The organism is Fibrobacter sp. UWB11 (genome assembly GCF_900143015.1).
Classification (GTDB): domain Bacteria; phylum Fibrobacterota; class Fibrobacteria; order Fibrobacterales; family Fibrobacteraceae; genus Fibrobacter.
Genome location: NZ_FSRT01000003.1, coordinates 282,332 through 308,283, shown reverse-complemented (window position 1 = coordinate 308,283; position 25,952 = coordinate 282,332). Strand labels below are relative to the sequence as shown.

Below are 25,952 nucleotides of genomic sequence, written 5' to 3'. Positions count from 1 at the left end.
TATGACCTTCAATGTGGCGAAATGTTCTGCCCTTGTGCGGGGATTGTTTTTACTGCTATTGCTGTCGCTTCTTTTGACCGGATGCGTTGGCGGAAAGCAATCGACTGCTCCTGCTGTTCCCGGTGCCGAGGCCCCTGCTGACAGCTTGAAGGCTTTTTTCTCGCTCACGATTTATTTGCCGGATGGCAAGACTCAAGATTTGGATGCTGTCCTCTTTTCTGTCCCGAATAAGCGCTACCGCATGGAATTGACGGGCACGCTTGGCATTGGCGTTGCCTCGCTCTTGTGGCTTGAGGATGGCTGGCAGATGGTGTTCCCCATAGAAAAGATGTACACGAAGGGCGCCGGCTACATGGTCGGGCTTTTGAACGATCCGTCGCTTCCGCTGGTACATATTCATCAGGTGGCGGGGCTATTTGACGGAAAGGTTTTGCCTGAAAAGTTCGAAGTCAAATCGTCGCGCGATACCGTTGACGCCGATTCTGTCGCTATGAAAATTGTCGAAGCCCGTGAAATGTCGGGCCGCCATTTTGCGTATGCCGAAAAGAATGGCGAAGTGCAGTGGCTCGAAATGCCTGGCCGCGATGGGAGCCGCGAACGGATTATTATCGGGGAATACAAGGAATTCAAGGGTGTCAAAACTCCGTCGAAAATTTCTTTTGTTCGTGATACGACAACCTTCCTCGACTTGGATGTGAGAAGAGTCAATCGCGGAAAACCCTTTGGCTCGGGTACCTGGCGCCTCAATATCCCGAGAAGTTATAAGCTCATCGGTGAGTAAATCCTAAAAATTATTAGTTAATAACAATTAACGAGTAACTTTTTTCTGCCTACAGCCTACTGCTTACGGCCTACTTTTGTAAATTATAATCATGAAGTTGAATGCCAAGTTTTTCGCATTGTTTTTAGGTGTATTCTCCCTAATGTCGTTGGCGCATGCCGCTGACACGCTTGAAGTTTTCGTGCTGCGCGTGCAGTTCAAGAAAGAATCTCCCGACAACTCGCTTACTACGGGTACGGGTGTTTTTGGCTCCGATACCGGGACTTACAACCTGGATCCGTCCGAAAGCCGCGGCAATAAATACTATTGGCAAAAGCATTTGAATTTTGCTAGCGCTTATTACAAGGCGGCAAGCGGTGGCGAGCTTATCATCAAGGATAGCATCCTTCCTACGGTCTACACGCTCGACAAGCAGATGATTGACTATAACCGCACGCAAAAGATGAAGGGCGAAAAAACGGCCGAGTACGATTCTGCTCGCAGTTGCGATTACTTGCGCTTTGTCTATGATGCCGTGATGGCGGCGCACAAGTCCGAAAACGGTTCTCCGTTCAATATTCCGCTTTCCAAGAATCCGAATACCAAGCGTGCGTTCATGATTGCACATGCCGGTTCCAGTAGCTTGCTGGATGGCGGCAGTATGGGTACGAAGGGTGCGAATACGCCGGGTGATTTTTTTGACGTCTATATTTCACGTAACGAATGGGTCTTTTTGCCGGATACTCTCCCGGGTGTCGTAATTGCAAAGGATTCCGTGAATAACGGTATTGTGCTGAAAGGTGCCGCGGTTGATACAATTAAGTCCATGATGGTGGTGAGCGAAACGGCTTCGCAGGATGGGCTTAACTGGGGTATCAACGGTATCGTGGTGAACCAGATCGGTCGCGAACTCGGATTGCCCAATACGTTCGACGATGTCAAGGGAACATCGCGTCTCGGTTATTTTGATATTATGGACTTTGCGGGCTACAATGCGGGTAACGGATTCTTCCCAGTGTTGCCTGCGGCTTGGGAACGCGCATACATGGGCTGGTCCAACGTCAAGGAGGTCCGCCCGACGGCGGGGCATCCGGTAACGGTCGATATTGCTGCTGCAGGTAGCGGTCTCGGGACCGAAATTGTGAAGGTCCCTTTGAGTGCAAGCGAATACATCTTGATTGAAAACCGCCAGCGTTCCTGGAATAAGGATGGCTCGGTAAAGGTTTATCTTGGCGAGGCAAAGCAAAATAACGATACGACTTTTAAGTCTATTCTTGTAGATAGCCTCTATACGGTGTTCGAGGATAGTATTTGCAACGATGGCAAATGCAAGCGCAATGAGAAAAAGGCAAGTGGCCTTGTGCTTGGCGTGAACAGCTTTGATGCGGGCCTCCCGGCGAGCGGGATTGCCGTATGGAAGGTGAATGACTGGTATTTGCGCGAATCGTTGCGCTATGGGTCTGCAAACCAGTGGGGTGGCGAGTTCAATCGCGATCACCAGTTTGGACTTACGCTTGTGGAATCGGACAATGTTTTGAGCATTGGAAAAATGTTCAAGAATGCAATTGGTGAAGATACTCAGGATTATGGTAGTGGTGCGGACTTGCTCCCGCATTTGCGCTACGCTAAGGACAAGAAGTTTGATACGGTCAAGACGATTTTGCCGACAGGTTATGCCAATACAGCGACAACGCAGGGTGGTTATACCGGTTTCAAGATTTCTGTGGAAATTCCGAAGGACGCTCGCGTCGAAAAGACAGCAAATGCGTTCATGGGCGATAGTGTCATTAACTTTGCGGCGCCTGTTATTCGTGTGACGATTAGCGTTGATGACGGCAGCATCGAAAATTCGAAGTTCCCGAAGAATGTTGGGCTTGCAAGTGCTGTGCGCGGAGCCGTGTTCGTCAATTACGAAGATGAATCGACGGGCAAGGCTGTTGTGTTTGCTTCTGAAGATGGAACGCTCCAGGCGTTGAACGCACTTGGCGATACGCTTTTTGTTTCGGATACGTCTGTGGTGCAAAAGCAGGTCTCGCAAAAGAATAAGACTGTAGATGTGCCGCTGTACCGCTTGGGCCCGAGCTATGGTCCTCTTGTCGGGCTTGCAGGCGATGGCGAACGCGTTTATTCCTTGCACAAAAAGCATTTGGTGCGTACATCGTTTAATTCTGGCGTTCCGATGCAAGACGTGATGGATCTGCAAAAATCCGTTTCGGGCGCTCCTTCAATTCAGTCCGCATTGGTTGGCCCGATTGTTGCAAGTTCGCACTTGTTCTTTGCTTCAGATTCGGGATTCTGGACTGTGAACTTGACTGACGAAATGACTCGCTCATTTACCTCGACCGAAAATATCGCTCACCCGCAAGACATGGCTCTTTGCAAGGTGGACAAGCAAGATTACTTCGCGGTTGTTGTTGGTGAAGATGGCAAAATCTTTATGCGCAAGTTCTCGCTCGAAAACAAGGCCGATGCAAAGCCGAGCTTTAGCAAGCAAAATGCCGGAATTGCGCAGGTGAATGCATCCAAGAATGAAAAGTTCCATGTGGCATGTACGGACTTGAATCGCGATGGAACAGTTGAAGCGGTGATGCTTGGCAGTCGCGGTACGGTGGCTAGCTTTAAACTTGGTGAAGGTGGTAAGCAGTCTGCCGAATGGACGCATGTCTATAAGCGCGGGGCTTCTGGTACAAGTGGTCTCTATGATGAAAATTCTGGAATTGCCTTTGGCGATTTGAATGGCGATGCTTATCCGGAAATTGTATTCCTGGGCGACAATCTGGTCTATGCTCTTGATCGCTTTGGCCTCCCGATTGATGGTTTCCCGGTAACGATTAATCGTGGTACTCCGATTTACGGATTCCATAGTGACCCGCTTGTGGTCGATGTGACTGGCGATAAGATTCCTGAAATTCTGGTGCCGTCAAGCGATGGCCTTGTTTACGCATACATGGGCAAGGGCAAACGCGTTTCTGACCGTTTCCCGATTGCTGCAGGCGGCTTTGAAATAATCGATTCTGTATCGCAGATTGCGCCGATGAGCATTTTTGTAACGGATGCGGTCAAGAATTCCAAAGGCCCTGAACTTTACGCATTCCACAGGAATCGCGTGACTGCGTTCCGCTTGGACAAGGCCGCCGATGGCGCCGAAAAGGCTGCGTCGGCATGGTCACTCCCGGCTGCGGGCAATGAACGCACGGGATTCTTCGATGCATCCAAGCTTGGCGATGTCGATGCTGTAAAATCGCAGGATGAAATTTCGGAATTCTTCATTTTCCCGAACCCGGTTCGCGGTGGCGAAGCGAAGGTCCGCATGGGACTTGGTGCTAAGCCGCGCTCGATAAAGCTTGAACTTTATGACATTACGGGTTTGTGCGTGTTCAAGAAGGATATCCCGGATGGCGTTGCTGGCATGAACCAAGCTAACCTCGACTTGCATAATCTCGGTAGCGATATCTATACCGCTCGACTGAAGGTCAAGTTCGAAAGCGGCAAGACGAAACAGAAACTTTACCGCGTGGGTGTCGTTCGTTAGTCGATAAACGGAGGGTGAACTATGCGTCTGGAACAGATTTTATCGCATGGCGTGTCGGTAGCGGTTTTATCGCTTGGAATGTGCTTTGCGCTTGGAGCCTGCACGGCTAGTGGTGAGTCTGTCGAAGGCGAAGCTATTATCCCTAGTGATAATGGCCGTTCGTCCCCCGTGAATCAGTCGTCTTCGAGTAAAGGTTCGCCGCAGGTGGACTCCACGGTCTTTACCATGTTCGAATGGTCGACTATTCCCAAGGCAACGATTACCCGTGGTGTGAATTCTTTTGGAGTCAATTCGTTTGCAATTGCAACAACGGAAGTGACTCAAAAGACCTATGAATTTGTCATGAACAGTTTGCCGAAACAGCTTAAGAGTGGCGAAAATCGCGCCGTTTCGGATGTGGACTGGTTCCGTGCAGCACTCTTCTGCAATGCGTTCTCAAAGCTTGTTGGGCTTGATACGGCCTATGTTTACAAGTCCATTGCCGGTGATTCTTCTTTAGTAGATTTGACCATCAATTACTCCGTTGCATCCATCCGCCTCCCGACTGAAAATGAATGGGAAGTGGCTGCTCGCGGTGGTACCTCGACGACGTATTATTGGGATACCGACGTTGCAACAAAGTATGCGTATTATGGACAAACTACGGGTCCTGATGAAGTGGCTCAAAAGTTGCCGAATGCTTTTGGTCTTTACGATATGGCCGGTAATGTTGCTGAATGGGTAAATGACTGGTATGACACTTATCCGAAAAACGGGAGCAATAATTACGCGGGCCCCAAAACTGGTGATTTTCGCGTTATCCGCGGTGGTGGCTGGTCGGACAAGGTAACCGCACTTGCACCAAAGGAACGTGAAAAGCTAAATCCTGCGCAATCCAAAGTGACGATTGGCTTTAGACTGGTCTATTCTACCGGTTTTTAAAGCAGCCTTCCTTTTGTCTTGATTGAATTTTTTTAGATTATTATGCATGAAGTATGCCTATGCGCTAACTGTAATGCTGTGTGGACTTTTTTTGGGATGTTCCGAACAAAAAACGGAGCCGCTTCCTGATTTGCCGCCCGTAGAAATTCCTGCGGATGTTTTTGGCTTTTATTCAGGAAAAATGCCTTGTGATGATTGCAGGCAGCGTGTTGTAGATATGGACTTGTTCAATGACGGCAAGGTTGTTGCTGTCGAGACTATCCTCAAAGATTCCGCGAAAGTCGATACGCTCCGCGGAACGTTCGTGTATGCCGATAGTATTGTTAAGGTCAGCTTGTCGGAGAATTCGATAAATTGGGCGTTCAAGCGTGATAGGGTAGGGAATCTTGCCTTTATGAAGCTTGGCGATGTCTATCGTGATTCTGATGGCATGAAGGCTGTGCTAATTCGTTTTTATAAAAAACTTAAAAAGTAAGAGCTTATCGATATGTTTACTGCCTTAATTGCCGATGACGAACCTCTAGCACGCGTACGCATGCGTTCCCTGCTCGAAGCTTATTCGGGCGAAATTGAAATCCTGGGCGAAGCGGCTTCTGGCGCGCAGACGATTGAAAAGATTCATGAACTCGATCCGGATGTCATTTTCCTTGATATCCAGATGCCGGATATGGATGCTTTCGAAGTATTGAAGTCTCTGAACGAAGATGATATTCCGCTCATCGTGTTTACGACGGCCTACGACAACTTTGCGCTCCGTGCATACGAAGAAAATGTCGTTGATTACCTTTTGAAGCCGATTGATCCCGAGCGTTTGCAGGCGACAATGGCGAAACTCCATAAGCGCATGCCGCACAAAAGCGGACAAGGCGTTCCGGCAGATTTCTCGTGGGACAAGTTCAAGGAAATGATGAGCGCGAGCGGCCTTTACATGCAGCGCTTGCAGGTCAAGCAACCTGACCGCATTTTGCTTGTGAACATGGACGAGGTGATTCGTTTCCAGAGCGAAGAAAAGTACACGACCGCATACACGACCACATCGCAGTACATTATTGACCTTACGCTTGTGGAATTGGAAAAGCGGCTTGACCCGCGCCAGTTTGTTCGCGTGCATCGTGCGCATTTGGTGGCAATTGACTATATCTCCGAAATACGTAAGACGGACAGTGGCCGCCTTTGCGTTGTGCTTCGAGACAAGAATAAAACACAGATTACCGTTAGCCGTAACTTTGTAAAGACGGTCAAGAGTTTGTAATTGGGAGTATTGATGGAACAGACATCTCCAAAAAAGAACGTAAAGAAGTTTCTTAAATCATTTACACGTGAAGTTATTGTACCGGTTATCCTTGCACTGATTGTTATCCAGTACGTTATCCAGGCATTCCAGATTCCGAGCGGCTCCATGGAAGATTCGCTCAAGACTGGCGACTTTTTGCTTGGCCTCAAGTTTACTTATGGTTCGCCGATTCCGTTCTCGAACCAGAATTTCCCGGGATACGCAGTGCCTAAACATGGCGATGTCGTCATTTTCCGCTATCCGGGCGAACCGGAATATCCCGATAACAATCCCAAGCGCTACACGCATTTGTTCAACGCACTTATGCTGGGCAATTACTATTGGGACCATGCCCCCGAAAATGGACAGCCGCACTTGGTGCATTACGCTGATGGCCCGAAGGATTACATCAAACGTTGTGTTGCTGTAAGTGGCGATACCGTTGCTGTTCATGGTGGCAGACTTTTCTTGAACGGCAAGCGTCAGGATTCGCTCCCCGCATTCGGAAAGTGGACCGCTAGCGTTCGCACGCTTTCGCCGAGAGACGAAGTCGAAGAATTTGTGGTGCCCTCCGTTGGCGATACGCTGTACGTAGATTCTCTCCCGATGATTAAACTCTGGTGGCTACGTTCGCTTGTGGCTCAGGAAAATCCGGATTCTTCTGTGCGCCTGGAACTTTCGCTTTTGCGTAATGGCCGTGAAAACAACAATTACGTGTTTAATGATTTCAAATTCCCGGTCGAGAACGATCGCTCTCTCTTGCTGAATGCGATGCTTTCGAGAAACCAGACCGTGCTCCAGCAGCGTCTCACTCTTGGCGATTCTTTGTCCGGAGCGATGCCGTTCAACTATTTCAGGGAACTTGCGAAGATTGGCTTTTTGCCGATGCTCGATCCGCACGATCCTGATTTGAACCGCGGCTTTACGCGCCCTGTAAGCTATGTGTCTTTTGAAGGCTCTATTCTTCAGGATCTCGATGGTAACGTGAAGCGCCTTAACATGGTGCCTCCGGCACCGGTTGATTCTACGGATTCTACTGAAGTTGAAGAAAAGAACCATTTTGAAATCCAGCGCAACCTTTATCTGGGTTCCGAAAAAATTGACCGCTATGTTGTTAAGTATCCGCAATTCTTTATGATGGGCGATAATCGCGACAATTCCGCCGATAGCCGTTATTGGGGACTTGTTTCGCTGCGCAATATTCGTGCAAAGGCATTTATCATTTACTTCTCGTTTGAAAATGATGATGGAAAGTTTGCTCTCGGCAATCCGCTTACTTGGTGGCGCATTCCGTTCCGTGTTCGATTCACCCGCATTGGCAAGATTATTGATTTGATTAAGTGAGAATGAAGTTCTCGAAGGTTACATATTTATTGGCGTCATGCCTGATGATAGCTGCTTGCGCAACGCAGGTGGCTCCTTCGGGTGGACCCGAAGACAAGCTCCCGCCGCGTGTCGCGGCGGTGTCTCCGGCGCCAATGACTACGAACCATCCGAATGAACTGTCGGTGAAGTTGGAATTCGACGAATGGATTAACGCTTCGATTCCGCGTGGTGCAATTTCGATTTCGCCTCCGATTGAAAAGAAATTGCGCTACGAAGTTCACGGCAAAATGCTCGAAGTTTATTCGCGTGCGGAACTCGATACCGGTACGACTTATACGGTTACTTTTGCGGGCGGCATCAAGGACTTGCGCGGTAATGCACTTGCAAAGCCTTTCCAGGTTGTTTTTTCGACTGGGGCTATCATTGACTCCCTGACGCTTTCGGGCCGAGTGATGGTGCCGGATTCTCTTGTCCGCAAAAAGAATTATCCGAGCGTAGGGCTTTATTTGATGGGTGCTGAACGTGAATCCAAGCGCTATCTTGAAAAGTACCGCGATACGGTCACGCATGTGCTAGATTCGCTCCCGATGCTTACAAAAGAAGAACCGCTTTACATCACGGCGGCTGATAGCATTGGAAACTTTACGTTTACGGGGCTTAAAGCTGGGCATTATCGCGTAGTCGCATTTGTCGATGGGAATGGCAACCACAAGATTGAACCTTCGTCAGAACTTGCCGGTGTTTGGGTCTCGGACTTGCAGTTGAATGAAACGGTGCATGATACTTTGTGGATTGCGCTTGCGAACCAAGATACGTCTTTAATGGAACTGGACAACGTAACGCAGCCTTTTAAGGATGTGCTCGAAGCGAATTTCACGCGCCGTGTTTATTTTGATTCTGCTTTTGCGGATACCTCCAATTGCTATTTGTCTTCGAAGGATGGCGATACGCTTTATCCTCGACTTGTTTATCTCAGCACATCTAGCGCTCCGCGCTTTTACTTTGACCCGAAGCCGAAAGACGAGGTTTTGTACAAGTTTGTTTGCTCCAATGGCAAGGATTCTTTGAATCATGTGCTGGATACCGCTCGAAATTATGCTGAAATTGAATGGAAAGAAATGGAGGGTGATACGCTTGCTCCGAAAATCCAGACTGTTCAGCTTACAGGAAAGGCTAAAAATGCATTCCCGAAAGATTCCTTGATTGTTATTTACAACAAGCCTGTTGTCGATTCCTTGAAGGATATGTTCTTTATTGTCGAAAATAAGGATACCGTTCAAGTTGCTGCGAAAAAGCTCGATCCGGTCCGCTACCTTGTAAAGCGCGATGCCCCGTGGCCGACAGATTCCAAGTTCAACTTGTTGCGTGGCTATGCCGATACGACTTTGGCCAAGGCCGATAGCAATGGCGTCCGTGATACAGTAATCAAGACAAAGTACGAAAACAAACTTACGTTTGAATCCGTTTCCAAATTGAAGCTTGCTTCGATGGCTGGCAGAATTCCTGGTGCAAAGGCGGGTGCTGTTGTCCGCCTCAAGTCTGTAGAAACTGGCAAGTTTGAATATGCAAAGTGCTCTTCTTATGGAGTATTTTCCTTTAACGACCTTGTTGAAGGTGGTTACATTATTGATTATTATTATGCAGATAAAGGGACTGGACTTCCCAATGGCGGTTCTTTGAATCCCTTTAGCTTTGGCTCTGCATGGCGATCCCCGATTGATACGTTGAAAATCAAGAGTGGTGCAAACGATTTAGAACAACTGATGCCGAACTTGCCGGCATTGCCTTAAAGGATGGATGAAGATGGAAAAAATTCCCGCATTTGTGGCGCTAGACTTGGAAACGACCGGACTTGATTTCGAGAAAGACGAAATCATCGAGGTGGCTTTAGTTCGCTTTGAAAATGGCGAACCGAAGGAAAATCTCGATTTTCTGGTGAAGCCGACTTCTGCAGAACTTCGTCCCTTTATTGAGACGCTTACCGGCATTAACAAGGCAAATTTGGAAAGTGCTCCGGATTTTGCAACGGTTGCAGGGCAGATTTGCTCGTTTGTCGGGGATCTTCCGATTGTAGCCCATAATGCCGTTTTTGATTCCAAGTTCCTCAAGCAGACTTTTGCAAAGGTCGGCATTTCTTACGATTCCCATGTGTTCTGGGATTCGCTTACGCTTTCGCGCATTGCGTTCCAGGATGTTCCGAACCATCGCCTTGATACTCTTGTGCAGGAACTCGATATTGAACGTAGCCGTGCTCACCGCGCTTTGCCCGATGCCGATGCATGCGGTCGCTTGTTTGTAAAGGCTCTTGAAAAGATTTCTACGATGGACCCGTGGATCTACGATGCTCTTTCTCAAGTTGCCAAGGGCTCTGGCTACGAGACGCTTTTCACTTCAAAAGTCGAAAAACTTGCTGCTCCGAAGTACAAGCTGCCATCCGCTCCTGCTCCGGAAGCTTTGCCCAAGTCCAGGGCTCCGCGCGTGAGTGAGTTCTTCAAGGAAGGCGGATTCATTTCGTTTGTTGTCGATGATTACAAGCCGCGCCACAACCAGCAAGATTTTGCCTCGGTCATGGAACGCAACATGTACAAGGGCGGCCTCTGCGTGCTCGAAGCTCCGACCGGTTCTGGCAAGACACTCTCGTACTTGATTACCGCAGCGAACAAGGCTATTACTGGCGAACGTGTTTTAATCAGTACGGCAACTCGCACTTTGCAGGAACAGCTCTGGACGCAATCTATCCCGCAGATTGCAAAGATTTACAATGGCGAGCTCCGCCCCGCAATTTTGAAGGGCCGCGACAATTACCTTTGCCTTCGCAAGTTCGAAGAATTGTTGATGCATCCGCAAACGCTCCTCTCCGCTGAAGAACGTGATTCCTTCATGGCTCTGATACCATGGGTGCTCACAACCGAAACGGGCGACATCAACGAATGTAATTCCTTTAGCCAGAGCCGCAATCGTGTGCTTTGGTCCAAGCTTTCGTGCAGTGCCTCTTGCTGCAATGGCGAAAATCACTCGTGTCACGAAAACTGCCCGGCGCTCATTGCAAAGCGCAAGGCCATGAATGCGAACATGGTGCTCGTGAACCATTCGCTCTTCCTTTCGGACTTGCAACTTGATTTTGCGTTGCTCCCGTCTTACGAGCACATCGTCTTTGACGAAGCGCACCGCTTGCCCGAAATCAGCAACCAGATATTTGGTCGTTCTATCTCGTTCTTCGGATTCAGAAATATTGCGAAAACGCTTGAACCCTCCAAAGCTGGTGGCGATGGCCTCATTGCAGAAATTGCAAGCCGTATCCCGGCAGAACAGCCGGAACTTCACGAACTTTGCGACAAACTTTCTGAATCCTTGGCCGAAGCTGAAAAGGCTCTGCACCGCTTCTTCATGAAGATTGGCAAAAAGCTTGCCAAACAGAAGAATGGCCGTAGCGGCTTTACGTACACGAATAGCATTCTCGCTGAATACGAAGCAGACCCGGCTACGTTCCTCGAACAGTACAACAATGCCCGTGGCTTTGCTGAAAAGCTCGTTGCCGCGGCTGCGAACATGGAGGCCCTCAAGGGTGTCGTGAGCGACCTCGATGGCCGTATGGCCGAAATTGGACATTTCATTTCGGACTTTGAATTTGTCACAAAGGCTGGCCGCAATGATTGGGTCTTCTACATGGAAGAGCCGTTTAATCCGCATACCATCAAGCTGCATGCAGTTCCGCTCCACTCCGGTAAAGTCTGGAAAGAAAAATTCTACCCGTGGATCAAGTCTGCGACGTTCACGTCTGCAACGCTTTCTGTGCAGGCAGACCTTTCGTACTTCTTGCAGAAAATGGGTATGGATACGCTCAGGGTAAAACAGCCGTTTGTTCGCGTTTATACGGAACAGTCCGATGTGAATGAACGCCGCTCTGTGATGGTCGCAAAGTTCCTCCCGAAGCCTTCGGCTCCGGAATTTGGCGATGCCTTGAACGATACGCTTTTGAAGGTGCTTCCGAATGTCGAAGAAAATACGATGGTGCTCTTCACAAGTGTCGCAACGATGATGAAGGCGCAGGCTGCACTTGCTCCGGCATTTGCCGAACGCAACAAGCTTTTGCTTTGCCAGCATGTCGATGGCTCGCTTGACGGTCTCGTGGCGATGTTCCGCAAGGAACGTGGCGCTTGCCTCTTGGGCTGCCAAAGCCTTTGGGAAGGCGTGGATTTCCCGGGTGATGCGCTCAAGTTGCTCGTCATTACGAAGCTCCCGTTCCCGAACCCGACAGATCCGCTTGTCGCTGGTATCACGAACGAGATGAAGGCTGCCAACAAGAACTTCTTCAAGGATTACTTTGTACCTGAAGCTTACATCGAACTCCGTCAGGGTATGGGGCGCCTCTTGCGCAACGATTCCGATTCCGGCAAGGTCCTTATTTTGGATAACCGTGTTATCCTCGAACGCTACGGCAAGACCTTCTCCCGCATTTGGAACTTCAAGCAGCGCATCGCAGGCTCCGTCTCCGATATCGAAAGATTCGTGAAGTAATCTCGAACATTATCCTAAGCAGCTATCCTCGCGACCTGTGTTGAGCTTGTCGAAGTAAATCGAGGATGCTTTGCAAGGTGTCATCCTGAGCGAACCCTGGAGCGTAGCGATAGGGGAAGTCGAAGGATCCAGTGACTTGACATGCCGGCCACCGCGCTGACTTTGTCATACATATTCCTGCTGCTTTGTCATGCCGCACTTGTTGCGGCATCGCCTTTTTTGTAGGAAAAACGAATTTTTGTATATTGATTTGTTAAAATGAATGTGTAAAAAGTAGTTGAATATTTAAAGTGGATAGAAAATGAAGAATGCAGTTAGACTTTTTGCCTTTATTGTTATGTTGTTTAATTCTCTATTTGTTGCTGGATGTGGCGAAAAAGATGTAGAGGTTCTAAACGAAGAATGCAAGGAACATGGCTTTTTTACAAAAGGGGATTTGCCTGAATATTGCAAATATGAAAAAGAACGTTTCAAATTTTATATGGGTGTGGCAATAGAAGATTTCTTAAATACTTATGCAGCTAATGATAGTGTTTTTTCTTTAAAGGATGATTTGTTGATTTATTTATATGGTAGTAAATCGTTTATTTATTCGAAAAATAAAATTGGTGGTGATATACTATGGTCTGATTATTGTGAATCGTATATAAAATTAAATGAAGAGCAAATAAAAATTATTGATAGCCTAGAGAAAAAACTAATAGCAGAATCTGCTGAAAAACCTGTAACAGGAGAATATATGGGTAGATTGTTGCTATGGCGTGGAAAATACGGGGCCTCGAAAAATAAACATTTTGATTTCATTATTGTCAGCAATATATACTATAGTCCTAGGTCTGAACAAGATTATTATGCGTATCTAAAAGATTTGTACGCTGGTAGATGCAGAGGTGATGAAATTCGGGTAAAAAAGAAAATTGAGTTGCTAAAATGCTGGGAAAAAAAGGAAAAGAATCCTGAATTGCATTGTGGACCTTTGAACAATGATTAACATACCCCTAAGGGCGGAACCCTCCCCCATTGTTCAATACCTGTTCACGTGTGTAGCCCCTTAACTAACGGCCCATTTTTTATTATATTTGGCACCCTGCTTTAAGGTGCATAATGTTTGATTTAAACGCTTTTTTTGATGGTATGTCCAAGCCCTTGCTTCGCAACGCCCATGCTAAGGCGTTCGGCAAAAAGGGACTTTTAAACAATGCTCTCATCCAGTCCGAAACACTGTCTTTTTATTCCGACAAGGAACGCGTTGCGGGACTCTTTTCCAAGATGGAAATGTGGCAGCGCCGCTGCCTGAATTTGATTTATAATAGCGGGTCTAGAGGACTTGCATTTAACGAACTTCGACTGACGGTCCCTGTAAGCAAAAATCGCGAACTCCAGACGTTCCTCCTTACGATGTGCCGTGAATACGTGATTTACCGCTCTTTCGTAGGTGGCACCCCGATTTACATGGGCTTTGGCGATTTTGTCGGTTGCTTTGACATCAAGCCCGAAGGCGAAATCGACACGGTATCCCCGTTGATTTCTTTCCAGAACCTTTTGGATTGGCATATTTGCATTGTGCTTGCGAACGCCAAGAAAAAGCAACTCCGCATCAACGCGAACGGGACGCTCCATCGCCGTGGCCGCCAGATTTGCGCCGAAGCGTTTACTTCGTCTCGTCATGTTTCCGAAAAGGCTTGCGAACACGAAATTTCGCTTATCTTTAGTTTTCTCGTGCAGAACGGTTGGCTTGAACGCGAAAACTCCTTCTTGCTTCCGTCGGCAACCGCAATTGATTTTATTCATAAGAACGGGTTCCGCTTGCATCAAGATGTAATTTCTTGGTGGATCAAGGAACGCTTCCATGGCGACCGTAATCTTTGCGCTCGCTTGCTGAGCGGCTTGGGCGAAGGCCTTTCCGCAGCTGATGCAGCTCTCCTCTTCTGGGTGATGGATCCGTCTTACCGCATTCAAGAAAAGAACAAGGTGTTGCCTTGGGAATTCATGCCGCGTCCGCTTTGCGAACTTTGGATTTTGGGCCTTGTCGATTTCCGCATGGCTCAAGGTAAAATTACTTCTGTTGTTCTGAGCAAGTCGGGTAGGGATTGGCTTGATACGTCTATTGCGTCTATACCCGAAGCAAACCTTACGGCGCTCCCGAACTTTGACTTGGTCGTTTCTACCGGCATGGCTCCGCGTGTGCTTTACTCTCTCGCATGCCTTGCTAAAGTCAAGAACGACGAAACGTTCCTTTGCTTCACGCTCGAAAAAGAAACGTACGTTGCTGGCCTCAAGTGCGGTTTCCCCGAATCCGAAGTTGAAAATCTTCGCAACTGGCTCAAGCCGCCTGAGAACGTTTCTTCGACACTTGCCGAATGGAATGCTTCTTTCTACGGTGCCAAGGTGCGCACGGCTCGACTCCTCAAGGTCGAAAGTGCCGAAGTGCTTAGCGAACTTTCTCGCTTCCCGCAGTTCATGGAATGCACCGAAGAATACATCCCGGGTTACGGCTTCATTTTGAATCCTGAACTGGAATCTCGCGCATTCGAAATCCTCGAGAACTACGGCTTCTTCCCGTATGCTGGCGAATCGACCGAAAATCGCACGCCCGCTGCCCAAGACGAATGGAAGGCAGAATTCTCGATTGCATGGCCGGAATCCAAGAAAATCGACTACGATTTGAGAGACGAGGCTGACGAAGCTTCTGCCCAGGCAACGATGGATTCTACCAAGTACGGTAGCGTTTATCAGAAACTGAGCACGTTCGATCTTGTGAAGGTCTTGCGCTATGCAAAGACGGTGGGCACTCCGCTTGCTGCAAAAATTATGGACAAGTCCAAGCGAAACGCAAAGCTTGAAGAAAAGATGTTCTATGTGCATGCGCTCCATTTGGCAAAGTCCCCGTCGATGGTCGAAATCCAGGAAAGCGGCAAGGAAGAAAAGTTCTCGCTCGACCTTTCGTTTATTCAAGAAATCAAGGTTTTAAGCAAGAAGGCTACTGCCCCGCAAGCGTAAGTAACCTAATTAAATGCAAAAACAGTCATCCTATTCTGATAGGGTGACCTTTTTATTTTGAAAAAAAGCGTCGGCCAAGGCTATTCCTTCGCAGTTGCGTGCAAAACGAGTGTTGCGACGGGCTGCTTGCAGACCGGCATAACCGAGTGAAGCCGCTGACGCCGTAGGCGTCAACTCCGAGCTGGGGCCCCGCCCGCATGACGTGCTTTTAATAATGAATTTTAAAATAGGTTTTGGGCGGTAGCCCAATTTTTTCTATCATTCCTTCAATGAATCTTGTCCGCATATTCCTTTTGCTGAGTGCGCTTGCTGCGTTCTCGTTCGGAGCTTCCTCGACTATGGAAAATCTGTTGTTCAATGGCCGTTGGTCCCATGCAGGCGGTGTAAGCCGTGCCAGTGCGCCTGCCGCATCCATCACATTTAACGCCAGGGCCTCCAAAATTACGTTTACGGTCGAAGGCCATTCTCGCTGGCGCCTTGACCGTGACGGCAAGCAGATTGAACAGTTCGAAGTCGATTCTAAGGAAAACCGAACCATCAAAGTGCAGGACGACGGTTCGTTCCGCAAGTACCGCTTTATCAAGATTAGCGAAAGCGGTGTTCCTGAAATCAAGTTCTACGGCATTTCTGTCGATGGCGAGTTTGGTGAAGCCCCCAAGCCGTCCAGTCGCCGCATCGAGTTCATCGGCGATTCCTTTACCGCTGGTTACGGTTGCGAGGGTTCCTCTGCAGAGGACGCTCCCGAGTTCGACAAGACAAATGCCTCCAAGAGCTATGCCTACCTCCTTGCGAGCGGTTTCAATGCCGACTACCAGGTGAATGCCTACAGCGGACGCGGTCTTGTGCGCAACTACGACAATATGGTACCCGAATGGACGTATGAACGCCTCTATGATTACACGGTCATGGGTTCGGTGACCTCGTATTCAAAGCCGGAACGCTGGGATTTGGAAAAGTTCCACCCGCAAGTGATTGTGATTTTCGAGGGAATTAACGATTTTCAGGGGAATCCGCCGTATGCAGATAAAGGAAAATTCAAGAAAGCGTATGCAAAATTGCTTGAAAAGCTCCGTAAAGCTCACCCAGGTGTGAAATTTTTGCTTGTTTCTACGAAAGTTTGGCCTAATGATGACCTTGGTCCGACAATAAAGTCTATTTACGATGAACAAATTGCCGCTGGATACAAGGACTTGGACTACAAACACGTCTTTACATCGAATGTCGGTTTGCATGGTCACCCCGACACTCATTCCCAGGAAGAACTCGCGAATACCTTGAGGCCCATAATCGCTCGACTTGGAGGGTGGCTTTCAAGATAATTTCAAGTTAAAAACGTCCTTTTTTGTATATTTAGAATGTCATGGTCTAAAACGGATATGTGATTATGTCTTCAAAGGTTATGAGAAAAGTGTATGCCCTTTTCAGGATGAATTTCCTGATTGTTGTGCTATTGGTGGTGACCGCCGTAGCCATGTTCGCATATAGGCATTTCTTGGACGATATTTTAGACATCAATCTCGGTGAACATCCTTATGTAGTTGCTAGTGCCGACTCCGTAGATGGTGGTACTTCGGCAATCTCCATGATGCGTACCGACAGTTCTGTCGTTATCGAGTATGAACTCCGTGAAGGCTATGCTTACCCGTATGTGGGCATCAAGATTTATTTGGGCGATGGTAAGTCCAAGGGGCTTGACCTTTCCAAGTACGACAGCCTTTTCGTATGGCTCAAGCCGCGTAACGAAGGCTCCGTGCGCCTTTACATGCGTGGTTACGACAGCGGTCTCTACCGTAAGAACGACGAGACTTCCCTCAAGTTCAACGAAATCGAATTTACTCCGACCAAGGAACCGTACCCGGCCGTGTTTGTCCCGCAGGAATTCCGCGTGGCTGGTTGGTGGGTTTCCCAGAACGAAATCAACGTGCACAAGGCGCGTGTAGACCTTTCGAATATTCCGCTGATTGAAATCCAGACGGGTACGAACGCTCCGCTCGGTTATGGCGGCATGGAAATCAACAGGCTCCGCTTTAAGGGCAAGAAGATTTCGCAGGTGGACCTCGTGACGACGCTTGTCGCTCTTTGGTTCGTCACCTTCCTTATCATCTTGATTATCAGGTTCTTTGACTACAGCCGCGAACGCGCAATTAACAGAAAGAAGCAGGAAGAACTCAAGAAGAACCTCCGTGCTTTGGAAATCGAGAAGAGCGAGTATGAAAAGTCCAGTAGGGAAGACCCGCTTACCGGTTGCCTCAACCGTGCTGGCTTTAGCGGCGTTCTCCTCCGCGAACAGGAAAAGCTGAACAGGACGGGCGGCCCTGTGTCGTTCATGATTTTCGATATCGACCACTTCAAGGAAGTGAACGATACTTATGGTCATCTTGTTGGTGACGAAGTCCTCGTGAACCTTGCAAAGCTTGTGCAGGGCATGATCCGCAATACGGATTCCCTCGTGCGTTGGGGTGGGCGAAGAGTTTGTGATTCTGAGTGACGACACGAGCATCCAGAATGCCGCGTTCCTTGCTGAAAAACTCCGCAAGGCAATTGAATCGTCAACGCTCATTACGCAGCAGCAGGTGACTTGCTCCTTTGGCGTGACCGAGATGGTTCCGGGCGAAGATCCGAAGTCCTTCATTGCCCGTGCCGACAAGGCCTTGTACACATCGAAGGAAAGTGGACGTAACCGCGTTACCGTGGCAACGTTCAGGCGTAACCATTAAGGATTTCGAAAATGCGTGGCTGGCTTCTTCTTGCAGTTTTGGTCACTTTGCTTGTGTCTTGTACCAAGCATCCAGAAGTGGACGACTTCAAGCAAATCCAGCTCCATTGGAATCCGGTTGACCAGGCTGCCGAAGCCTCGGAATCGAAAGACAATTGTGTGATTGAAATCACTTCATTGGTGATGCGCGATCCGGTAGTGACTAAGTCCAAGCTTGTTGAAATTTCTTACGATGTCGCTTACCGCATTGATGAAAACGGCGCTCTCGCCTTTAATGGCCGCTGTAGCGACGAACGGTTTAGCGATTTGCAGGAATGTTCTTGGCAGGCGACCTGCTCTGCCGGTTCGGCTTCCGTTGTAAAATTTCACAACGAACGATAAATCTGTGCACTAACCTATTGATGTGTATAAAGATATCTTTATGATGGTTCAAACCGCCCGCATTGTCTCGTGTTGGATGAGAAAAGGAATGTTGTCTTGAGATGGCGCGAGGTGCTGTTTGACTTAAGGATTTTCTGTGAAACCGATTTTTGAATATACTGATTATCGCGAATGGATTAGAGATGCTTTTGAAGATTTCAAAAAGCGTAAGACCGTTATATCCTGGCGATACATGGCTATGAAACTCGGTGCGGATCCAGGAAATCTTCTCCGTATTTCGCAGGGCAAGATTCACCTTGCGGTAAACTTCATCAAGCCGATGGCTGAATTTTTCGAGCTTGACGAAAAGGAAGCGGCCTACTGGTCGGAACTCGTGTACTTCGGACGTGCAAAGAGCGACCAGGAAGCGTTGAACCATTATGAGAAGATGCAGGCCTTGAAAGGTATCCCTTTGAAGCGTCTTGCCAAAAAAGAACTGGAATTTTACCGTCATTGGTACTATAACGCTATCCGTTCCGTAATCGGTATTTGTAATTTTAAAGATGATTATGAAGGGCTCGCGGAGTCTTGCACGCCGGCAATCACGGTGGAGCAGGCCAAGGATGCTATCAAGCTCCTCCACGACCTGAACATGATTTCTGAGGGAAAGGACGGGTACTGGAAAGTGAATGATACGTTTGTGAGTACAGGTGGCAACTGGAGATCCGAAGCTGTTCGGACATTCCAGAAAGAAACGATTCGCCTTGCGGGTGAATCGCTTGAACGCCATGCGCCCCCTCTTCGCGATATCAGTACCGTGACGATGACGTTCAACATGAACGACATTCAGCTCATCCGCGAAAAAATCAAGGAGTTCCGTTCGGACCTGCTCCGTCTGTCGCAGGATGGAACTGGCGATGATACCGTGTTCCAGCTGAATGTTCAGTTGTTCCCGCTTGCGTTTACCAAGAAATTACAGGAGAAGTCAAAATGAAACGGCTAGCCTGTATAATTTCAGCTCTCTTGCTTTGGAGCTGCTCGGGCGGTCCTGGCAGCGAGACGACGAACGGCATTTGCGGATTCGCCTATGTTGGCGATGGCCGTGTTGCTTCGTATGCAAGAGTTGCTATTCGAAATGTTGACCACACGACGTCCGTTGACAATGCGACAAATGAAATCGTTAACGCAGATTTCTATGCCGACGCTAATGGATATTTTGAATTTGAAGCGCCGAAGGGCGATTACCGCCTGACGATTGTGCATGGTGGTTCTGCCTTTACAGGGCTTTATTCTTCGGATGACGATGCGAACTTTGATTCCTTGAAGTTGGAACCTACGGCTTCTCTTGGCGGTTATGCCGATGTGCCTGATAGCTGCAACTTTGTTTGGGTCGGCGTGCGCGGTATGGACGTGCTGGTGCGTTCGGATTCGCTTGGCCGCTTCCAGTTGTCGCAGTTGCCTCCCAATGATTCGTTGCAGGTGTACTTCTTGCGCGGTGACAATAATACCGTGTATGGCGATTTGTCTGTAAAATTGAATCCGAGCGAAAACGAAGAAATTGACTTGCTGCCGAATCCGTACGAAGGCATGATTACGTTTGTTGCCGTTGCCGATGGCAAGCCCGTGCCTTATGCATCCTTGGCAATCCGTAAGGCTAATGCTCGTGTAGATTCCTTGCATGTGAACAATGTTATCGTCAAAGCGGATGCTTATGCGGACAAGAATGGCGTGTTTGCAATTGATTCCTTGAGTGACGGCGATTACCGCTTGACGGTTGTGCAGTCGGGTTCTTCTTATTCCAAGGTGCTCTCGGCAAAGCAAATTGCCCAGCTCGATACGGTCAAGTTGCAAGAGACTTCAAACTACATGAGCCGCGTAACACTCCATGCTGGCGATAAGTATGCTTGGGTGGGCGTCTATGGTTTGGATGTCATGACGAAGACAAACGAAGAAGGCATTTTCTCGCTTCCGATGCTCCCGACAACGGATACGCTTGAATTTTATGTTGTTGATAATAAAGATAGTTTATGTGTAACTAAGAAAATTGAACCTTCTGCAGGCTCCGCTGAATTTGACTACCCGTCTATTGTATTGCAGGATTTTGAAGGCGATACGGCAGGTTGGTACTTTAGCGTGGATTCCATTGGTTCCAAGGTCTTGTCCAAGGCTTTTGAAACTGATAAGGACCGCAAGTCAAAGGTATTCCATGGCAAGTACAATCTGATTGGGACGAACAACATTTATGCTTGGGTTGTAACGGGTACGTTGCTTCGTTCTGAAGGCTGGAACTTCTCTTCGCTTGATTCCATTGCGTTCTATGCGAAGGGTTCCGGACAGATCCGCGTGTCACTCGAAAACTGGGATAAAGAATCGGAAGTGAAAGGGGTTTCGCTCAAAGCCGCCTCGGAATGGATAGATCTGAATTCGCAGAAGTGGACGCGATATGTCATCAAGTCCGGTGATCTATGCTATAATTCCCAGGATGTAAGCAACTGCTATTTCACATGGAATTCGCTTAAGGACGATGTCCGCCAGTTGCATTTCTTCGTCCGCAACGGATCTGAATTCTATTTGGATGATATAGTGCTCTACGGCGCGCTTTTCTAAGATTTAAAAACCATACTTTTAATAGCATGCCCTTTTAAGATAGGTCTGAATTAAGTATCTTTGTATACATGCAGTCTATTGAATCAGAAGCAAAAATTGCCCAGGAATATCTCGCCCGCATCGCTAAAGATGCCGAGGCGAAGTTTGATGAACATCTCCCCCCAGTAAAGGACCGTCCGTGCCGTCTGCACGAGGCTATGCGCTATTCCATGTTCGCAGGCGGCAAACGCTTGCGCCCGGGACTTGCCAAGGCCACGTTCGACATGTTTGGCGGCAAGGGAGACAAGATTTGGCTTGCGACGAGCGCTCTCGAAATGCTCCACACGTTCAGCCTTATTCACGATGACCTTCCGTGCGTCGATAACGATGACTACCGCCGTGGTAAGCTCACGAGCCACAAGAAGTTTGGCGAAGCGACAGCCGTGATGGCGGGCGATGCTCTCTGCATTCACGCATTCGAAATGATGGGCAAGACCGGTAACGCAAAGGCTATCGAACTCCTTGCTCACTTGCTCGGCACTTACGGCATGATCGGTGGCGAAATGACCGACATCGAATGTGAAGGCAAGACTGTCGATCTCGAAATTGTCGATTACATTCACTACCACAAGACCGCAGCATTGATTGAAGCTGCCCTCTTGGTGGGTGCGATGCTTGCAGACGCAAGCGAGAGTGATATGGAAATCATCCGCAACTATGGCCGCTCTATCGGGCTTGCCTTCCAGATTGTGGATGACATCTTGGACATTGTCTCTACGACCGAAGAACTCGGCAAGGATGCCGGGTCTGACATCGAAAAGGGCAAGGCTACTTACCCGTCCATCGTTGGACTGGAAAAGTCAAGGGAACGAGCAAGGGAACTTTACGAGGAATCCATCAAGGCTTTGGACAGCCTCAAGTGCGATACCTCTATCCTCCGTTCCATTGCTGCATACATCATTACCCGAGTGAAATAAATGGAACTGAAAGACGTAAAGTCGCCTCAGGACTTGAAGCACTGCTCTGTTGAAGAGCTTTACCACTTGGCTTCGCAGATTCGCGAAACCATTATTGGGCAGGTGGCCAAACATGGCGGTCACCTGGCATCGAGCCTTGGCGTTGTTGAACTGACTCTTGCGCTTCACTACGTGTTCAATGCACCCGACGATAAAATCGTGTGGGACGTGGGGCACCAGGCGTACGTGCACAAGTTATTGACCGGCCGTTACGACCGCTTCGATACCTTGCGCCAGCAGGGCGGTATTTCCGGATTTCTGAAGAGGAACGAAAGCGTTTACGACTGTTTTGGGGCTGGGCATGCGACGACCTCGATTTCGGCAGCTCTTGGCTTTGCAGTTGCACGCGACCATTTCAACCGTAACAACAATGTTGTTGCTGTCATTGGCGATGGTTCCATGACGGGCGGTATGGCTTACGAGGCTATCAATAACGTTGGCGCCTCCAAGCAGAACATGACCATCATCTTGAACGATAACAAGATGAGTATCGCTCCGAACATTGGCGGTTTTAGCAAGTACCTGAACCGCGTTATTTCGGATCCGGTTTACAACAAGATGCGTACCGACCTGGATCGCGTGATGAATCGTTTGCCGGGCATTCTGGGTTCCCGTTTCCGTGACCTCTTCTTGCAGGTCGAGAATGCGGCGAAGAATGCCGTGAAGCCGGGACGCTTCTTTGAAGACTTGGGCATCCGTTATTTTGGTCCGATTGATGGTCACGATATCGATGAACTTGTGATGATTCTCGAACGCGTGAAGAACCAGCAAGGCCCGTGCCTTGTCCATGTGCTCACGGAAAAGGGCCGCGGCTTTGACGCTGCCGAAAAGAATCCGACAAAGTATCACGGTTGCAGTGCGTTCGACCCCGAAAGTGGTCTCCCGCTTGCTCCGGGAAATCCGAATCCGTCTTTGACGAGCGTGTTCGGCAATACGCTTTTGGACCTTGCTAAGAAGGACAAGCGCATTATGGGTATCACGGCTGCAATGCCTACGGGCTGCGGCATGGATATCGTCGCAAAGGAACTCCCGGACCGCGTGATTGACGTGGGCATTGCCGAAGAGCATGCTGTTACGTTTGCGGCGGGCATGGCTTGTGATGGCGTTGTACCTGTGGTCGCGATTTACTCGTCGTTCATGCAGCGCGCCTACGACCAGATTATCCACGACATTGCACTCCAGAATTTGCATGTGGTGCTCGTGCTTGACCGTGCCGGTCTTGTCGGTGCGGATGGTCCGACGCATCATGGCGCTTTCGACTTGTCGTTCTTGCGTACGGTTCCAGGAATTACAGTCATGGCTCCTTCCAACGAAAATGAATTGCGCGATATGATTACAGCTGCAATTGACATGGAAGGCGTTGTGGCTATCCGCTATCCGAGAGGCACTGCGCTTGAAGCAGAACTCAAGCCTTCGGAAGGTCCGTTTGATTATAAAAGCCCCAAGATTCTTGAGAAGGGCTCTGGCATCTTGCTTTTAGGTGCTGGCTTCATGACAAATGAACTCAAGAAAACAGCCTCCGTGCTTCGTGAAAACGGATACAACCCGACGCTTGTGGATGCCCGTTTTATTAAGCCGCTCGACCAGGAATGCTACCGTTCGTTGTTCGACAGCCACAATGTCATTGTGACCTTGGAAGACAACACGCTCGTAGGTGGCTATGGTTCAGCTATTGCGGAACTATTGTCCGACCTCGGCTATACGGACAAGAAACTGTACCGGTTTGGTCTTCCGGACAGATTCGTTGAACAGGGAGAAATCAAAGCTCTCTACAAGATCTTGAAAATTGACGGGGAATCCGTCGCCAAACAGTTGATGGAAAAACTATGAGTGAAGAAGAAAACAAACCGAAGCGTACTGTAAGAATGACGCTTGACCGCAAATTTGGAGTCAGCGAAGCTCCTGAACGCCGCCCTCGTCGTAACGACGACGACCGCGGTTCCTTTGGCGACAAGCCCTTTGGCCGTGGCGATCGTGGCGACCGTCGTTTTGACCGCGACCGCGGCGACCGTCGCTTTGATCGTGGTGAACGCCGTTTCGATCGCGACGACAATCGCGAAGACCGCCCGTTCAACCGTGAAGAACGCCGTGGTGGACGCTTTGATCGCGACCGCCGCCCGCGCCGCTTTGGTGACAAGCCGTTTAACCGTGGCCCGCGCCGTGATGGTGCCGTGAACGCTCCTGTTTATCGCCAGCGTCCGGAACAAAAGGAAGCGGTTGACGAGAACTTGGATGAAGCCGCACTCGAAGCTCGTGCAGCTCAGATCGAAGCTGTTGAAGATGCCGGTTCTACGCCTCCTTGGTTCAAGCGCCTTATCGCCTGCACGACTGAAAAGGGTCGCGAACGCGAAGGCAAGTTCCTTGGCGAAGGCGTTCACGTTGTCGAAGAACTCGTGAAGCATCATCGCGAACTCGTGATTTCTGTTTACGTTGTCGAAGGTTTCGAAAACGAAGAACTCATCGAAGCCATTAACGATGCCGAAATTACGCTCCACACTCTCACTGAAGAACAGATGAAGCGCCTTTCTTCGACGATGACAACGCAGGGCATTATCGCTTACTGCAACATCGCAAGCAAGAAGCCTGTTTACGAAACGAGCCGCAGCGTGCTTACGCTCGTCGATGCTGTTCAGGATCCGGGTAACCTCGGCACGCTCTTCCGCACGAGCCTCGGTTTCAATTCTTCGGGCATGATTCTTGGTCGTGGTACCGTGAGCCCGTTCAACCCGAAGGTTGTGCGTGGTTCCTCGGGCACGTTCCTCCGCGTTCCGTTTGAATTCGACGTAGATCTCGTGGACCAGATCAACTTCTTGCGCAGCAAGGGGTACACCATCATCGCAACGGATTTGCACGCCAAGCAGTCCCTCCGCCAGATTCCGCAGCATAAGCTCCGCAAGATGGCGTTCCTCGTGGGTAACGAAGGCGCTGGCACGAATCCGTACTTCATCGAACTTGCCGACGAAACGGTGAAGATCCCGATGAGCAGTGAACTTGAATCTCTGAATGTGGCTGTCGCACATGGCATTCTCTCTTACGAAGCCGCTCAGATTCAGGAGGAATTGAAGTAATGACGTGCTTTTACGATCGCCTTGAACAGCGTATTGCAAAGTGCGGCAACCCGGTTTGCATGGGCATGGACCCTGTGCTCAAGCTTATTCCGCTCGAAGGCACTCCCGAAGACCGCATCAAGCGCTTCTATTCCGACATTTTGGAATGCTGCCTCAAGCGTAATGTGCAGCCTGCCGTCGTGAAGCCGAACAGCGCTTATTACGAATGCGTGAGTGTGCAGTCGATGCTCGTTTTGCAGCAACTCATTGCCGATTACAGAAGCGCTGGCATTCCGGTTATTTTGGATGCAAAGCGCGGTGACATTGGTAAGTCTAGTGCCGCCTACGCTAACGCCGCCTACGATGTTTACCGTGCCGATGCCGTGACCGTTTCTCCGTGGATGGGTGCCGATTCTGTCGGTCCGTTCATCCGCGAAAATAGCGAAAACGGTGCTTACGTGCTCCTTCGCACGAGCAACAAGGGCGCTCATGACTTCCAGGACCTTCCGATCCGCGACGCTGCAGAAGCATTCTACTCCGTTGCAGACAAAATTGTGGAATGGGACGCTGGCAAGGGCTACCTCGGTGCTGTTGTCGGTGCTACCAATCCGGGCGAACTTGAAAACATCACGCGCTACATGTCGCAAGAAAAGAAGTACGAAATTCCGTTCCTCATTCCGGGCGTGTCCATTCCGGGCGTGCCGGGCGGTCAGGGCGGCGATGCAAAGACCGTGCTTACGGCTATTCAAAACGGTGGCGGCAAACGTAAGTTCCATGTGCTCAATTCGAGCAGTGGCCTTAACTTTGCATGGCAGCGTAACGATACGCCGGCAAACTATGCGAACGATTGTGTCGATGCACTCGAAAAACTCGCAGAGGCCTGCCAACTATAATTAT

General features: G+C 49.2%; 20 protein-coding genes. All 20 read left to right on the top strand.

The genetic code is table 11. The features are described from left to right. Window position 1: 1 nt before the first annotated feature. Window positions 2-781, top strand: coding sequence for a hypothetical protein (locus tag BUQ91_RS13465; RefSeq protein WP_074209642.1), 780 nt, complete (start codon window positions 2-4; stop codon window positions 779-781). A gap of 142 nt (window positions 782-923) precedes the next feature. Beyond that, a complete protein-coding gene (locus BUQ91_RS13460; RefSeq protein WP_254842365.1) occupies window positions 924-4,292 on the top strand; it encodes a hypothetical protein in 3,369 nt (1,122 codons plus the stop codon). A gap of 21 nt (window positions 4,293-4,313) precedes the next feature. Further along, the gene (locus BUQ91_RS13455; protein ID WP_074209640.1) at window positions 4,314-5,213 is read left to right on the top strand and encodes a formylglycine-generating enzyme family protein; all 900 of its coding nucleotides are present in this window, start codon (window positions 4,314-4,316) and stop codon (window positions 5,211-5,213) included. Window positions 5,214-5,304: 91 nt separating this feature from the next. Then, window positions 5,305-5,688 carry a copper resistance protein NlpE N-terminal domain-containing protein gene (locus BUQ91_RS13450; protein ID WP_254794443.1) on the top strand — a complete coding sequence of 128 codons (384 nt, stop codon included), beginning with the start codon at window positions 5,305-5,307 and terminating at the stop codon, window positions 5,686-5,688. 12 nt (window positions 5,689-5,700) lie between these two features. Further along, a complete protein-coding gene (locus BUQ91_RS13445; protein ID WP_074209639.1) occupies window positions 5,701-6,465 on the top strand; it encodes a LytR/AlgR family response regulator transcription factor in 765 nt (254 codons plus the stop codon). 12 nt (window positions 6,466-6,477) lie between these two features. Continuing rightward, window positions 6,478-7,830: a signal peptidase I gene (gene lepB, locus BUQ91_RS13440; protein ID WP_072829596.1), complete on the top strand. Its 1,353-nt coding sequence runs from the start codon at window positions 6,478-6,480 to the stop codon at window positions 7,828-7,830. 44 nt (window positions 7,831-7,874) lie between these two features. After that, window positions 7,875-9,602: an Ig-like domain-containing domain gene (locus BUQ91_RS13435; RefSeq protein ID WP_254842364.1), complete on the top strand. Its 1,728-nt coding sequence runs from the start codon at window positions 7,875-7,877 to the stop codon at window positions 9,600-9,602. A gap of 7 nt (window positions 9,603-9,609) precedes the next feature. Next, on the top strand, window positions 9,610-12,330 hold the full coding sequence (locus tag BUQ91_RS13430; RefSeq protein ID WP_254842363.1) for a helicase C-terminal domain-containing protein: 2,721 nt from the start codon (window positions 9,610-9,612) through the stop codon (window positions 12,328-12,330). A gap of 301 nt (window positions 12,331-12,631) precedes the next feature. Further along, complete coding sequence (locus tag BUQ91_RS13425) at window positions 12,632-13,321, top strand: hypothetical protein (protein WP_072829592.1); 690 nt, start codon at window positions 12,632-12,634, stop codon at window positions 13,319-13,321. A 113-nt stretch (window positions 13,322-13,434) separates the two neighbouring features. Further along, the gene (locus BUQ91_RS13420; protein WP_074209637.1) at window positions 13,435-15,330 is read left to right on the top strand and encodes a hypothetical protein; all 1,896 of its coding nucleotides are present in this window, start codon (window positions 13,435-13,437) and stop codon (window positions 15,328-15,330) included. Window positions 15,331-15,599: 269 nt separating this feature from the next. Continuing rightward, window positions 15,600-16,649 carry an SGNH/GDSL hydrolase family protein gene (locus BUQ91_RS13415; protein ID WP_074209636.1) on the top strand — a complete coding sequence of 350 codons (1,050 nt, stop codon included), beginning with the start codon at window positions 15,600-15,602 and terminating at the stop codon, window positions 16,647-16,649. A 107-nt stretch (window positions 16,650-16,756) separates the two neighbouring features. Continuing rightward, window positions 16,757-17,818 (top strand): GGDEF domain-containing protein, encoded by a 1,062-nt coding sequence (locus BUQ91_RS13410; RefSeq protein WP_254842362.1) that lies wholly within the window; start codon window positions 16,757-16,759, stop codon window positions 17,816-17,818. Beyond that, window positions 17,805-18,047 (top strand): GGDEF domain-containing protein, encoded by a 243-nt coding sequence (locus BUQ91_RS15925; RefSeq protein ID WP_254842361.1) that lies wholly within the window; start codon window positions 17,805-17,807, stop codon window positions 18,045-18,047. The genes BUQ91_RS13410 and BUQ91_RS15925 overlap by 14 nt, the downstream gene beginning before the upstream one ends. 11 nt (window positions 18,048-18,058) lie before the next feature. Next, window positions 18,059-18,427: a hypothetical protein gene (locus BUQ91_RS13405; protein WP_074209635.1), complete on the top strand. Its 369-nt coding sequence runs from the start codon at window positions 18,059-18,061 to the stop codon at window positions 18,425-18,427. 136 nt (window positions 18,428-18,563) lie between these two features. Continuing rightward, a complete protein-coding gene (locus tag BUQ91_RS13400) occupies window positions 18,564-19,400 on the top strand; it encodes a TIGR02147 family protein (RefSeq protein WP_072829582.1) in 837 nt (278 codons plus the stop codon). Continuing rightward, the gene (locus BUQ91_RS13395; RefSeq protein ID WP_074209634.1) at window positions 19,397-21,013 is read left to right on the top strand and encodes a carboxypeptidase-like regulatory domain-containing protein; all 1,617 of its coding nucleotides are present in this window, start codon (window positions 19,397-19,399) and stop codon (window positions 21,011-21,013) included. The genes BUQ91_RS13400 and BUQ91_RS13395 overlap by 4 nt, the downstream gene beginning before the upstream one ends. A 68-nt stretch (window positions 21,014-21,081) precedes the next feature. Further along, window positions 21,082-21,969 (top strand): polyprenyl synthetase family protein, encoded by an 888-nt coding sequence (locus BUQ91_RS13390; RefSeq protein WP_074209633.1) that lies wholly within the window; start codon window positions 21,082-21,084, stop codon window positions 21,967-21,969. Continuing rightward, window positions 21,970-23,838: a 1-deoxy-D-xylulose-5-phosphate synthase gene (gene dxs / locus BUQ91_RS13385; RefSeq protein ID WP_074209632.1), complete on the top strand. Its 1,869-nt coding sequence runs from the start codon at window positions 21,970-21,972 to the stop codon at window positions 23,836-23,838. Further along, window positions 23,835-25,076 carry a TrmH family RNA methyltransferase gene (locus tag BUQ91_RS13380; RefSeq protein WP_074209631.1) on the top strand — a complete coding sequence of 414 codons (1,242 nt, stop codon included), beginning with the start codon at window positions 23,835-23,837 and terminating at the stop codon, window positions 25,074-25,076. Before dxs ends, BUQ91_RS13380 begins: the two co-directional genes overlap by 4 nt. Further along, the gene (gene pyrF / locus BUQ91_RS13375; RefSeq protein WP_074209630.1) at window positions 25,076-25,948 is read left to right on the top strand and encodes an orotidine-5'-phosphate decarboxylase; all 873 of its coding nucleotides are present in this window, start codon (window positions 25,076-25,078) and stop codon (window positions 25,946-25,948) included. The genes BUQ91_RS13380 and pyrF overlap by 1 nt, the downstream gene beginning before the upstream one ends. Window positions 25,949-25,952 lie beyond the last annotated feature (4 nt).